Genomic DNA, 12786 nt, shown 5'->3' with positions numbered 1-12786 from the left:
GTTCAATTCAAGGATGAACGGGCAGAATTACGCGGAAAATAGTGCCTTGCTCCAGCGTCGATTCGACCTAAATCTGTCCGCGATGGCCTTCCACAATCTGAGCGGCTATGAATAACCCAAGCCCCAGACCGGATGAGACACCGGGTGCACCTTCAGGATATCTGGAATAACGGCCCTCCGGATCGAACAGAGAAGGCAACGCGCTAGAAGGAATAGGTTCCCCATGATTTTGCACGCGAAAGCACGCGGTGGTGCCATCCCCGTGTAACGTGACGTTTATCGGTTGCTCGGGGTTGCCATGTCGCGCCGCATTACCAATGAGATTGGAGAAAACCTGAGCCATGCGCGAGGGGTCGAACTGGCCCGTAATGGTGCCTGTGTCGGTAAACAAGATTTGTGCCTGGGGATGGGCGATGGCGATCTCATCCACAACCGATTGGCAAACCGCAGTCAGGTCAGTGGCTTGCGGTCGTACCGGGATGCCTGTGCCGAGATTACAGCGGGCGAGATCGAGCAGGTCGTTCACCATCTGGTTGGCACTTTGTACACTCGTCGAGATCTGCGAGATGATTTTTTTCCCACGGCTGCCCAGTTCTTCGGTCTGCTTCAGCAAGTCGGTGCCCAGCGTTACGGCACCCAAGGGGGTGCGAAGGTCGTGACCCAACACCCCCAACACCGTTTTCCGGGTGGTTTCCACTGCTTGCCCATACGACGCAATTGATTCGACCAGGGCCTGATCGATTGCCTCGTTAAAGCGAATCATGTCGACAATATGATCATCGTCGTGGGCGTACCCTTCGGCCAACCAGAGTCTGAGTATGCTCGACCGGAGGGCGCGATACTCGGAGACCATCTGATCCAAAGAAAAACCAGCTGTCAGGCGCGTCAGAGCATGACTTTGAGCGGCTGTCTCGTCCGCCGCTACCGGGCCAAGGCCATGGGACTTGTCAATCTGTTGTTGCTCGGTTTGCTTGCTTTGCAGATCCAGAGCCACAGCTTTCAAAATATACTCGGCGTGATTTCTAAGGGCTTGGGCATCCATGGCGGGCAATGGGGTATCAACAGACCTGGCAAAGTCTTCCCACGCTTGCAGGATAGGCTCAAGGTTCTCGAGGATGAAAGCTGAAAGGCGCATGGCGGTTCTACCTAACCCAGTGTTCTGATGAAAGTATCAGTTCCTACAAATTGGACCGATAGTGTCAGACTAGCGCAATGCTGTCAGTCGACAATTCGTCTTGCGCTGAACACCATTGATCAGATGCGCGAAACGATTAAAGACATTCGTTTGGAACGAGTGATGCGTTTGAATTGTTTGCCGGCGGAAATACCGGCTGTCTCTTAAACCTGTCAGTGAGCGGATATTGCTCCCGCTAACCTCGCATGAGACTAGGGTGAATGAGCAGTCCCATAATTGAGCCGGAGTTCATCGTATGTCTTGTGACGCATGCATCAACAAACGCTTCAAGGATGAAACGGATGGGCTGTCCGGCGAATACTGGGTGGAACACTTGGCGGACGGTACGCCCCTCCTGATTCGTAAATTGGCAGAAACTGATCGAGACCGGGATCTGGCCTTTTTCAACGAACTAGGCAAAGGCAAACCGCATTTTCTTTTCCTGGCCTCGTTCAGCAATCTGGTCGAACCCCACGACCAGCTCATGGACATCAATCTGCACAATCGCATGGCCTACCTTGCTCTGGCATACGAAGGCAATCAGCTGATTGAAATTGGCACTGCGCGCTATGGTGCGTACCAAGGCGATGCTCATTGCGAATTCGCAGTGGCTGTGGTAGACCGCTGGCAACAACGAGGGGTCGCCAAGGCGCTGTTACAACATTTGATGGACACCGCAACTCGCGAAGGCTTCAGCAAAATCTCGTCAATGGATTCGTCAGGTAACGAGGCGATGCACGGCTTGGCAGTCAGTATGGGATTTACCAGCAAAGACGATAATCAACATGGATCGCAGGTTTTCCATGAAATATGTTTTAGCACCCTAGATTTGAATGAACAGCTGGGTAACTTGTGCACACTGATGCTTGGGCAGCATTTGGGTGGCGAAGAAGTTCTCTGGGACCTGTTGTTCGGACAGTCCACTTTCATAAAGGAGCAGAAATGCGCCTGGCTGATTTCATCCAACAAAACATGGAACCAGTCCTTCAGCAGTGGAAGGACTTCGCCAAGTCGCTGACACCGGCCGCTGAGGGAATGGACGCGCTGGCCTTGAGAAATCATGCAGAGCAAATGCTGCGGACCATTGCCGCTGATCTACAACCCCCCCAGAGCCCTGAAGCAAGGATCTTGAAATCTCATGGAAATGCGCCTCGATCGGACAGTATCACATCAGCAGAATCACACGCGGACCTTCGGCATGCTTCCGGCTTTACCATCGGACAGGTGATCGCCAATCTGATTGGGAACGCGATTCAGCACGGCGAGGCCGACGCTCCAATTACTGTGACGCTAAAAGCCGTTGATGGCTTTGCCATGTTGTCGGTCCACAATGCGGGACTTCCAATTGAGGAAAGCGCAAAGCCGAGTTTCTTCAATCCGTTGAGTCGACATCTACAAGGGGGCGTCGAGTACGGCGCTGAAGCGGGGCTGGGGCTAGGGCTCTATATCGCTTCAGCTATCGTAAGCGCCCATCACGGTAACATTGAAGTCGAATCTGAAGCTGATAGCGGTACCACTTTCACCGTCCGTCTTCCATCGATAGTCACATAGGTGGAATGGACGCAGTTCTGCGGGCAAGTGGCCGTCCCATGGGCGATGGAGAGAATCTACTCGATCTTCCCAAGCGTGGAGAATCCGATGATCAAGCACTTGAGTCCTATATTTGTACTTGCCGCTACCATCTGTCTTGGTGGTGCGTCCTGTCACGACCAAAAAGAAGAGGATAATTTGCAAAACAAGCAAACGATGGAGGGCAGCCCAGCTCGTACGGGAATGGGAATTATACCCCGACAACAAATTCAACCACGAACGAACAGAATGTAGTGCCGACATATAGATTTGCACTTAGCGTGCGGTTGGCGCACACACTCGATCAGGGTTCACAGCATCAAGGCGCCTCTTTGCTCTGGTGTTTCAATGTCTGCGCAGCCTCGGCCTTCGCCGCGTTAGCTTGAATGATCAATTGATAGGCTATGTAGTACTTGTAGATATTGCTGACGTAGGTAACCGTCTCCGCCCCGATCTTCTCGGCGGCAACGTACTCAACGTTGTGGAACCAGACGTTCGGATCCAGCCCACGGCTGGCGGCTTCTTTGCGAAGTTTGGAGATCCTGCCCGCACCTGCATTGTAAGAGGCGAAGGCGAACAAGGCCTTGTCCAGGTCGGTCATGGGCTCCTTGACATAATACTGGTCGATCATCCAACGCATGTACTTGATCCCGGCGTTAATGTTTGGCTCGACTTGCGCAATATTGCCGACACCAAGTTCCTTGCCGGTGGCGGGCATGACCTGCATGACACCAATAGCGCCCACCTTGCTCCTGGCTGCCTGATTCAGTTGTGATTCCTGGTATCCCTGGGCTGCCATCAGCAACCAGTCCACATCATATTTGTCCCCGTACTTCTGGAAGTACTGAACCAATGCGATAAATTTCTTGCGTTCGGACTCGGAGACAGCCGCCTTTACATATTTTTCGTTTTTAAAATAACGCGTCAGAATCATGTCCCCGAGGGTGGTCCCTTGACCGTGACCGGCAATGAAATCGTTGGCGGCGGACTGCAATTGCGGACTGCCCTTGCGAATCGCCCAGGCAATCTCGCCGCCGGTGCGCAACGCGACGTCGCCCTGCACCGTGATAGCCGGGAAGACCTTCTTCCAGAAGTCCGCTTTGTGCTTGTCCACGACGATGAGAGGAATCATGCCGGCGTTCAGCATCTCGATCAGGTCCTCGTCTTCCAGAGCCTCTGGTGCTTCCTTGAGGATGACCGCCGGTTTGCCCTCGCCGGCAAAGCGCTGATTGAGGGCCATCAGGCTCTCGTAATAACTGGAGGATTTGCGAACGAAGACTACCTGTCCCGCCAATTCGCCCACGCTGGACACCGCCGGTGAGCCGGGACCGGAGACCACCACCTCGCTGACGTTGCGATAGACCGGTGACGTAAAATCAACTAGGTGCTTGCGTTCCTCCGTCACGGTGAGGTTAGACGCCGCAATATCGCCTTTGCCGGCAGCCAGCGCCGGCAGCAATTGATCCCGCGCGACGGGAATAAACACCACCCGCACTTTCAGAGCCTTATGTTTGAGCTTTTTATCCTTGGCCAGTTGCTTGTTCAGATCCTCCTCAAACACGCGGAAAAAGTCGTATGTCGTACCGCGCTGAACACCTCTGTCGACAAAATAAAAGGTCTTGCTGTAAACCGTCAGAACTCGGATGACCTGTCGATCGATCATCCCGTCGAGATCGCCAGTCCACGGTTTCATTGCGCTATCGGTCGAGAGGGTCAATTGCTCACGTTGCGGTGACTCTGGTGGAGCCATTGCTTCGATTGTGGCATAGAGCGGGCCGGTGAAAAGAGTGAATGCGAGCGCCGCAACGGAGTTGAAGATGAGCGCTGAGCGTGCGGAGGAATGAACCGTACGGCGTCTGAACCAGTCGCGGAATCCCACCATGGTCAGTGCTCCACACGTTGTTTTCGTCTGACTTGTTCCAGCGGCTCCATCCCGGACTTCAGCCGTGCCAGGATGGCCAAGACCAGCATCCGCAAGCACACGCAAAAGCTTAGTTCAGACTTGCCTGTCAGTGTCCGGTTTTACGCAAACAGGTTTGAGGGGATAAAGCCGATCATCGAATTGACTCAAGCGCGGGTACTCAATCGACTCATCCGCATCGATGTTCTCCAGACGCTGGCGAAAGCTGAGCAAAAAATCTTGTCGAGCCTTAGTACTGATGTATGGCACATGCCAACTGATAAAAGGCTTGAGCACCTCCAGCCCGACATATGCCAGAGTCCCTCGCAAGAGCGGGCGCAACATGTCTTCCAGCGAACCATGGATCGCGCCCTCTCCGAACATATGTTCCCGCCCGCCCAGTGTCACGGATACCAGAGCTTTTTTGCCGCTCAGGCCTCCCTGGTCGTAGAACCGTTTACCGCCATAGCAGATACCGGACACCAATACCCGATCTATCCAGCCTTTGAGAATGGCCGGTGTCGAAAACCAGTAAATCGGAAAATTGAGGATCAGCAAGTCTGCCCATAACAACTTATCAAGCTCCTGTTGTATATCAGCGGCGAGGGTTTGTTCTTTGCTGTTCCGTCGTTGTTCGAGCGCGTAAACCAGATACTCGGGATTCTCTCTGATGGAGAAATCTTCGGCACTGGCCACCGGGTTCCAGTCCATCTGGTAAAGGTCCGATACCCGTACCTTATGCCCCTGGGCGTGCAAAGTCTCAATGGCCTGGTCGCGCAGTGCAGCGGTAAAGGATTTTGGCTCGGGATGTGCATGCACGATTAAAACGTTCATGGTTATTCCTTGATATTCAAATGGCGTTGCCGCATCAAAACTGATCGGCATTTAGTATGTACAGTCTCTCGCTGGCGTGGGCGTTGATCGAAAGGCAAGCGCCAGCGGTCAGCAACGGGTACAGACCGAACGTTAGGCTGGCGGAGTTGACCATTTCTTCGACCTGAGCCGAAAGCGCCTTGGGCATGCCGCCGTAGGCCGGATCACCACCGACACCTGCTGCGTCGTTCACCGTTCAGAAGGAAGTACGACAGCGCCGGAATCAGGATCAGCGCGCCGAGCATGTTCCACAGGAACATGAAGGTCAGCAGGATGCCCATGTCGGCCTGGAACTTGATCGGCGACCACGCCCAGCAGATGACCCCGGCTGCCAAGGTAATACCGACGAGCCCAACTACCCGCCCGGTAAATGCCACAGCATTGCGGTAGGCCTGCGATAGCGACAAACCCTGGCGTTGGTACTGCAGCTGTACGCTGAGCAAGTACAAGGCGTAGTCGACGCCGATCCCGACACCCAAGGCAATCACCGGTAAAGTCGCCACCTTCACGCCGATGCCCATGGCTACCATCAAGGCTTCGCAAAGGATCGACGTCAGCACCAGCGGCAACAGTGCCACCAGCGTCGCGCGCCAGCTGCGGAAGGTGATCAGGCAGAACAGCGTCACCGCCAGGTAGACGTACAGCAGCATGGTGCGGTTGGCCTCGCGCACCACGATGTTGGTCGCCGCTTCGATGCCGGCACTGCCGGCGGCCAGCAGGAACTGGCGATCGTCGGTGCTGTTTTCCTTGGCAAACTTGTCGGCAATCGCTACCACGGCGTCGAGGGTTTCCGCCTTGTGATCCTTGAGGAAAGCGATCACCGGCATCAGCGAGCAGTTGTTGTTGAACAGCTCCGGCGAGTTGACCGAGGCCTGCTGCGCGGCATAGTTCAGCACGTCCTGGTTGCGCTGGATGTTGTTGAGCTTGGGGTTACCCTCATAGGTGCCGGCGGTGATCTGGCGTACCGCGTTGACCAGCGAAGCGGTGGCCTGCACGCCCGGATACTGCTGCAGTTCCCAGGCCAGGCGGTCAGCGAGGATCAGGGTCTTGTAGTTCAGGCAGCCTTCCGGCGCGGTCTTGATCATCACGGCGAATAGGTCGCTGGACAGCGCGTAGTGGCGGGTGATGTAAGCGTTGTCGCGGTTATAGCGCGAGTCGGCGCGCAACTCCGGCGCCCCGCTTTCAAGGTCGCCGATCTTCAACTGCAGGCTGACCATGAAACCGCCGATGCCCATCAGCACCGCGACCAACACGGCGCCAGTGGCCCACTTGCGGGTGGTGAAGCGATCGAGCAAGTCCCAGAGTTTGCCGAAGCCTTTGTGGTGCTCGGCACGGGTGTCGATTTTCAGCGCACGCTCGGCGGCCTTGCGGCCTACGCCGATGTAGGACAGCGCCACCGGCATCAGCAACAGCGAAGTGAAGATCAGTACCGCGACACCGATACTGGCGGTGATCGCCAGGTCCTGGATCACCGGAATGTCGATCAGCATCAACACGGCGAAACCTACCGCATCAGCCAGCAACGCAGTGACGCCCGCGATGAACAGACGGCGGAAGGTGTAGCGCGCGGCGATCAGTTTGTGGGTGCCGCGGGCGATGTCCTGCATGATCCCGTTCATTTTCTGCGCCGCGTGGGACACGCCGATGGCGAAGATCAGGAAAGGCACCAGCACCGAGTACGGATCGATGGCGTAACCGAGCCAGGCAACGATGCCCAGTTGCCAGACAACCGCGATCAACGAGCAGCCGACCACCAACAGAGTGCTGCGCAAGCAACGGGTGTAGGCATAAATGATGATCAGCGAGGTGATGACGGCGAGGCCGAAAAACATCATCACCTGGATCAGGCCATCGATCAGGTCGCCCATCAACTTGGCGAAACCGATAACCCGGACCTTGTACTGGCCCGTGCCCTCCTCCCCGGCCTTGTGTACGGCGCCGTTGGCGAACTCGAACTTGTCACGCAAGCGCTCTTCGAGCAGACGGGAAAACTGGTGGTAGTTGATGCTCTGGCCGGTGGCCGAGGTTTTGTCCAGCAGTGGCACGATCAGCATGCTCGATTTAAAATCACTGGCCACCAAGCTGCCGACTATGCCGGCGCGGTTAATGTTCTGCCGCAACTGTTCGATGTCCGATGGCGAGCCCTGATAGCTGTCCGGCATCACCGCGCCGCCCTGAAAGCCTTGTTCCGTGACTTCGGTCCAGCGCACCGCTGAACTCCACAGCGACTTCATCCAGGCGCGATCGACGCCCTGCATGAGGAACAGTTCGTCATTGACTTGCTTGAGAACCGACAAGTAGTCCGGATCGAAAATATCCCCCTGGGTGTTCTCCACCACCACGCGCACAGTGTTGCCCAAACCTCGTAGCGACTGGCGGTTCTCCAGGTAGTTCTGGATGTACGGCTGGCTCTGCGGAATCATTTTTTCGAAGCTGGGGCGCAGCTCCAGGCGCGTCACCGCCATACAACCCAGCACTACGGTGGCCAGCGCCATGAGCAGCATGAACAGCGGGCGATGGTTGAATACCAGCCGTTCCAGCAGATTGCCGGAGCGCCGGTCGAAGTCCGGCAGTTCGCGGATCACCGGCATGGTGTCTTGCTTCAAATTGCCCATGTCTGGGTACTCACTCTGATTCTTATAATTATTCGGCGGACAGCGTACGCACACCGCGGCTACCCACCAGCACCAGCGCACCATTGGCCGCCATTGCTGCACCGGCTACCGGCGTCTGCCGGGCCTGCGGTATCAATTGCAGCGGGGCATTGCCGCCTCGGCTCATGAGCATATGCCCGGCCTGGGTGAACAGCCGGAAATGGCCATCGGCATCCAGCGTGGCAGCGGTGACGCTGACCTGTAGACCGCTATCGAGCCGGGCCCAGCTCAGCCCGCCATCGGTGCTGCGAAACACATGCCCGCGCAGGCCATAGACGAGCACTTCGCCAGGCTGGCCAACCACGCCGAAAAAGCTGCCTTGATAGGGTGTCGCAACGGCGGCGAAGCGTTGGGCGTTGTCATCCCATTTGAGCAGCAGACCTTGTTCGCCGACGATGTAGAGCGCATCGCCCGTGTAGGTGATGGCGTTGAGGTGAAAGCCTTGCGGGTTGTCGGTGCGATCCTGGAACGGGACCCAGTGCTGTCCACCGTCTTCGGTGCGCAGGATCAGGTTGAACACCCCGATCGCATAACCGAGTTTGTCGTTGGCGAACCAGACGTCTAGCAACGGTTTGTCGGCGCCCTCCTCAATCCACCGCTGGCCATCAGCGGCCAGCACGGCCCACTGTTCGTTGTCAGGTTCAGCCACCGCCAGAGCTGTGTAATGCTTGAATATCAGCTCGCCGATCTGGCGGCCGTCAAGTTGTCCGGTCCAGGTGACGCCGGCATCGCTGCTGTGCAACACCACGCCATCGTTGCCGACCGCCCAGCCTTGGGTGGCCGAAGGAAAACTCACCGCCGTGAGATCCGAGCTGACCGGTACTGCGGCCTGCTGCCAGTTCTGTCCGGCGTCATCGGAATAAAGAATGTGCCCGCGCTGCCCCACGGTGACCAGACGCTTCCCCGCCTGGGCAACACCCAGCAAGGGACTGCGCGCCGCCAGGGCACTCGACTGGGCCGGCAAATCCAGCACGTCAACGTAGGTCGATGCCAGCGCGCCGCCCTGCAGCAACCCCAGCAGCATTCCCAGCACCAGTGGCGCGATCTTCTTGTTACAGGAGCCCATGTTGCGCCCTCTTGGCAAAAAGGCGCCGGGAGGTACGTGCGTACGACCCGGCGCAAAAACTGCTCGATTGACAATCGGCAGTAGCGACGAAGGTGTTAACGGATACCGGCACCTGCCAGCGATTCCGGTGCCCATTGGGTCTTGCTCAGCGCCTCGCTGTACTTGATACCGCCGTATGGGCCTGGGAAGCCGACGGCGCTGTAGGTGCCGCCGACCAGGTCGTAAATCAGATAAGGCGAGGCATCCGGCACCTGTTGGTCGTAGCTTTGGCTGAGGAAGCTGTAGACGCCGCGGTACAGCTGGCCGTTGGCATCGTATTGGTCGGATGCCAGAGCGACCCAAGTGTCTTCATCCAGATAGAAGCGGCGCTTGGCGTAAATGTGCCGTGCCCCCGGTTTGAGCGTCGCCTCGACCACCCACACCCGATGTTTTTCCCAACGAACGAACTCGGGGGCCAAATGGTTGGGGGTCATTACCGGTTTCAAATCGCTCTGGTACGTCACACGGTAAGTGTTGTAAGGAACGATCACTTCCTGTTTGCCCACCAGTTTCCAGTCAAAGCGATCCAGCGCACCGTTGAATACAAAGGAGTCGTCCCACGTTGAGGCCCCGGCGCTGCCCGGGTTAGGTGTATCGTAGGCCAGGCTCGGTGCCAGTTTCACGCGGCGTTGCCCCGGCAGGTATTGCCAGCCACGGCGCGGTTGCACCAGCGGGTTGACCGAGTCGCGCAGCATCACAGCTTCACCGGCACGACGGGCCGGGCCGGTGAAGGTCAATTTGGTTTGGTAATAAGTGTCCGCGGCCGCCAACTGTTTGGACAGGTCGTCATAGGCGGCGTAGTTGATCTGCGCGATACCGGTCGTGGCCAGACTGGCGACACCCGCGGAGTCCACGTTCCAGTTGTCATACTTGACCTGGAGATTGACGCCCTGGTAGCGCAGCAAGTGGTTCCAGATGGCTTCGGCGCCGGTTTTCGGGATCGGAAATGGAATGCCTGGCAGTGCATTTTCGATGGAATTGCCGCCTTCGGTGGAGCGTGCCGCAGTGGCATTTTTTACCGTGTTGTCCAGCACGCCTTTAGGTAACGCGGCCGTGCGGTGGGTCGGGAACACCTCGACACGGAAGCTCGGATAACGCTTGACCAGATCGGCGGTCACTGCGGTCAGCTGACCCTTGTATTGATCCACGTTCTTGCCATCGATCACCAGCACTGGCTTTTCAGAAGCGAACGGATCGGGGCGCGATTTGTCGCCCGTCTTGAAGCTGGCCGGCGGGGTAGTCAAGCCCCCCTGATACGCAGGAATGGAACCGTCGGCATTACCGGCTTTTTCGGCACCGACCAGGGTCAATTGAGTGCCCAGTTTCGCAGCTTCCGAGGCATCGACAGCAGCGTGGGTCGGCCCGGCAAGGGCCATGGCCAGGGAAGCGGCCATCAGGGTATAGGCGAATTTCATCTTGGTGTTCTCCTGCTTTCGCGAGGCTGGGTGAATCAAAAGGTGGTTTTCAGGGTCAGGTAAAGCGCACCCCGATCCTCGGTGGCACCGGAGCCGGAGGCCGAAGCCAGACCGCCCGCGTAGCAGGTGTAGCGCTGTGTACCGTCAAGGGCGTTAGGGGTCGAACCATCGTTTGCGCCGTCGTCGCAGTCAGTGGTTTTGCCGAAGGCGTCGACGTACTTGAGGTCGACGTAATACTTGTTGTAGATCGCAGCGCTCACCCCGACGGCGTAGTTGCCGGCATCTTCCGCGCCGCCCGCTACCACAGGTGAAACACCGTCGATACCGACGTTGACCGACATCGGAGCGCTCAGGTCCACACCGGGAAACACCTGATACCAGGTTGGTGTGAAGTTGACGGCGATGCCCCAGTTGTCACGGGTGGGTTGGTCGATGCCGCGATAGGTGTCCTCGCCCTTGTAGAGCGCCTTGTTTTTGCTATCGAGGCTCAGCAGGTTGCTGTAGTACAGCTCGCCCAACAGCGTGGCGGAATCGAACAGCGGCGTGTCAGCGATTGCCACCAGGCCATTGATGGTCCAGTGCAGCGTGTCGCCCGTGGCGGCCAGGCTGTCACCGTCCCGTGGCACATCGGTGATTACGCCGGTACCCGCGCTACGTGCAGGGAGCAAGCCAAGACCCGCCTGCAAGCCGCCAGGCCCCGGAGCACTGATGATCGCCGGAATACTGGCCAGCGGCATGTTGTGGCGAATGTTCAAATCACTGCCAACGCTGACCCCGCCCACTTCCTTGGACAGGCTCAGACCGTAGATATCGATGTCATCGCCATAGGCGAATTCATAGGTGGCGGTGCTGATCGAGTTACGCAACCCCGCTACACCGCCCACGCTGGTCAGGCCCCGAGTATCGAGGACGGCTTGCGGGAGAATGTCCGAGGTCTTGCGGTAGTACGCACTCAGCGTCCCGTCCAGCCACTCGGGCGACCATTTGAGCATTAGGCCCCAGTCACCGCGATTGTCCGGCGTGTAGTCATGACCGCGTCGAACGGTGGTCAGCGTGCCGTTCGGCCCCGCCAGCCCCGCGCCGCCGGTATGCCCCAGCAGGAACGACTGCGCACCGAAGCCGACCACGTCGGAACCGCTGTAGAACGTACCGGCCTCAGGCAGGCGAGCACCTTCCCAATCCAGGAAATACTGGGCGCCGAAGGTCAGTTCGGGAGTGAGGGTGAAGGTACTGGAAATCTGGTTGCGCGGAACGAACAGTTCCTTGGCTTCGGTACCGGGCGAAGCTGCTGCCTTGGCCAGGTCGAGGGACGCCTGGCCATAGCTCAGCGAGTGCACCGGATTGAGTACCGTCTCGCCCCAGAACACGTTGTGCTGGCCGGCCTTGATACTGAGCTGGGAATCGTCGCCCACCTGGGTGTTGTAGAACACGAAGGCATCGAGGACTTCGCCGGACGGCCCGCTGTAGTAGCGCTGGGCATACTTGCTCAGGTGCGGGCTGCCGAAAATGGCCGGTGCCGCCGGACGCCCGCCAAACCCGGAAATCGACGAGTATTCATCGTTGCCGTTCACGAACGGGTTGGAGTTCGAACCGGTATTGTCATAAGCCTTGTCGTACCAACTGGCGGTGCTGACACGAAACCCGGTTTTATTCTGGTAGATCACATCCAGTTCGGTCAACAGGTCGACACGGTTGGTGATGTTGGTGCCGGCCTTGCGGAAGTTGTAATCACCGTCGTTGCTGTTGGGCGTCCCCAGAATGCGCTTGTCGGCACTCTCCGTACGCACGCCATAGTTGTACTTGACAGTGTTGTCGAAACGAATGGACCAGTCTTCGCTGCCCGTATCCAACTCGACAGCGTGGGCGGCCGGCAGGGTCGAGGCCAGGATAGCGGTAGCGAGCAGTTGGCGCCGCGCGCAGAGATTGCGACTCTTCATCGGGTGATACACCTTTATTGTTTTTGTTGTGGCTTGCCGTCAGACCTGGCGGCTAACGACGGGTAAATGGGGGTTCAGGCTTCGGATGGATAAGCGCTAGTCCCGGAACTCACTTTAAGAGCAGCGCTGTGATCGGGATTGACTTATCGGGGCATCGGT

General features: G+C 57.7%; 9 protein-coding genes and 1 pseudogene. 2 read left to right on the top strand and 8 right to left on the bottom strand.

The genetic code is table 11. The features are described from left to right. Nucleotides 1-67: 67 nt before the first annotated feature. Nucleotides 68-1135 (bottom strand): ATP-binding protein, encoded by a 1068-nt coding sequence (locus tag ACIPL2_RS00230; RefSeq protein WP_401351745.1) that lies wholly within the window; start codon nt 1133-1135, stop codon nt 68-70. Between the two features lie 295 nt (nt 1136-1430). Here ACIPL2_RS00230 and ACIPL2_RS00225 point away from each other — a divergent pair, with 295 nt between their 5' ends. After that, a complete protein-coding gene (locus ACIPL2_RS00225) occupies nt 1431-2192 on the top strand; it encodes a GNAT family N-acetyltransferase (RefSeq protein WP_401351742.1) in 762 nt (253 codons plus the stop codon). Further along, entirely contained in the window at nt 2117-2725 is a 609-nt protein-coding gene (locus tag ACIPL2_RS00220) for a sensor histidine kinase (RefSeq protein ID WP_401351739.1), read from the top strand. The genes ACIPL2_RS00225 and ACIPL2_RS00220 overlap by 76 nt, the downstream gene beginning before the upstream one ends. Before the next feature lie 337 nt (nt 2726-3062). Here the strand turns inward: ACIPL2_RS00220 and ACIPL2_RS00215 are convergent, their stop codons facing one another. The 7 genes and pseudogenes from ACIPL2_RS00215 to ACIPL2_RS00185 form a co-directional block, all read right to left on the bottom strand. After that, nucleotides 3063-4625 carry a transglycosylase SLT domain-containing protein gene (locus ACIPL2_RS00215; protein WP_401351736.1) on the bottom strand — a complete coding sequence of 521 codons (1563 nt, stop codon included), beginning with the start codon at nt 4623-4625 and terminating at the stop codon, nt 3063-3065. A gap of 114 nt (nt 4626-4739) precedes the next feature. Continuing rightward, complete coding sequence (locus ACIPL2_RS00210) at nt 4740-5477, bottom strand: NAD(P)H-dependent oxidoreductase (protein ID WP_401351734.1); 738 nt, start codon at nt 5475-5477, stop codon at nt 4740-4742. 61 nt (nt 5478-5538) lie between these two features. Next, nucleotides 5539-5694: pseudogene (locus ACIPL2_RS00205) on the bottom strand (hypothetical protein); the annotation flags it as partial. After that, nucleotides 5681-8131 carry an RND family transporter gene (locus ACIPL2_RS00200; RefSeq protein ID WP_401351732.1) on the bottom strand — a complete coding sequence of 817 codons (2451 nt, stop codon included), beginning with the start codon at nt 8129-8131 and terminating at the stop codon, nt 5681-5683. The pseudogene ACIPL2_RS00205 and the gene ACIPL2_RS00200, both read right to left, overlap by 14 nt. A 28-nt stretch (nt 8132-8159) precedes the next feature. Further along, on the bottom strand, nt 8160-9236 hold the full coding sequence (locus ACIPL2_RS00195) for a WD40/YVTN/BNR-like repeat-containing protein (protein ID WP_401351730.1): 1077 nt from the start codon (nt 9234-9236) through the stop codon (nt 8160-8162). Nucleotides 9237-9331: 95 nt separating this feature from the next. After that, on the bottom strand, nt 9332-10690 hold the full coding sequence (locus tag ACIPL2_RS00190; RefSeq protein ID WP_401351727.1) for a DUF1329 domain-containing protein: 1359 nt from the start codon (nt 10688-10690) through the stop codon (nt 9332-9334). A gap of 35 nt (nt 10691-10725) precedes the next feature. Further along, nucleotides 10726-12627, bottom strand: a complete 1902-nt coding sequence (locus tag ACIPL2_RS00185) for a DUF1302 domain-containing protein (protein WP_401351725.1) — start codon at nt 12625-12627, stop codon at nt 10726-10728. Nucleotides 12628-12786: the final 159 nt, after the last annotated feature.

Source organism: Pseudomonas sp. NPDC086251 (genome assembly GCF_044746405.1).
In the GTDB taxonomy this organism is placed as follows: Bacteria; Pseudomonadota; Gammaproteobacteria; order Pseudomonadales; family Pseudomonadaceae; genus Aquipseudomonas.
The sequence above is the reverse complement of the archived record's forward strand: the minus strand, read 5'-3'. Positions and strand labels throughout refer to the sequence as shown.

Coding starts and splice junctions, on each gene's coding strand:
- ACIPL2_RS00210 (WP_401351734.1), bottom strand. CDS start 5,477: ATGAACGTTTTAATCGTGCATGCACATCCCGAGCCAAAATCCTTTACC.
- ACIPL2_RS00230 (WP_401351745.1), bottom strand. CDS start 1,135: ATGCGCCTTTCAGCTTTCATCCTCGAGAACCTTGAGCCTATCCTGCAA.
- ACIPL2_RS00190 (WP_401351727.1), bottom strand. CDS start 10,690: ATGAAATTCGCCTATACCCTGATGGCCGCTTCCCTGGCCATGGCCCTT.
- ACIPL2_RS00220 (WP_401351739.1), top strand. CDS start 2,117: ATGCGCCTGGCTGATTTCATCCAACAAAACATGGAACCAGTCCTTCAG.
- ACIPL2_RS00185 (WP_401351725.1), bottom strand. CDS start 12,627: ATGAAGAGTCGCAATCTCTGCGCGCGGCGCCAACTGCTCGCTACCGCT.
- ACIPL2_RS00215 (WP_401351736.1), bottom strand. CDS start 4,625: ATGGTGGGATTCCGCGACTGGTTCAGACGCCGTACGGTTCATTCCTCC.
- ACIPL2_RS00195 (WP_401351730.1), bottom strand. CDS start 9,236: ATGGGCTCCTGTAACAAGAAGATCGCGCCACTGGTGCTGGGAATGCTG.
- ACIPL2_RS00225 (WP_401351742.1), top strand. CDS start 1,431: ATGTCTTGTGACGCATGCATCAACAAACGCTTCAAGGATGAAACGGAT.
- ACIPL2_RS00200 (WP_401351732.1), bottom strand. CDS start 8,131: ATGGGCAATTTGAAGCAAGACACCATGCCGGTGATCCGCGAACTGCCG.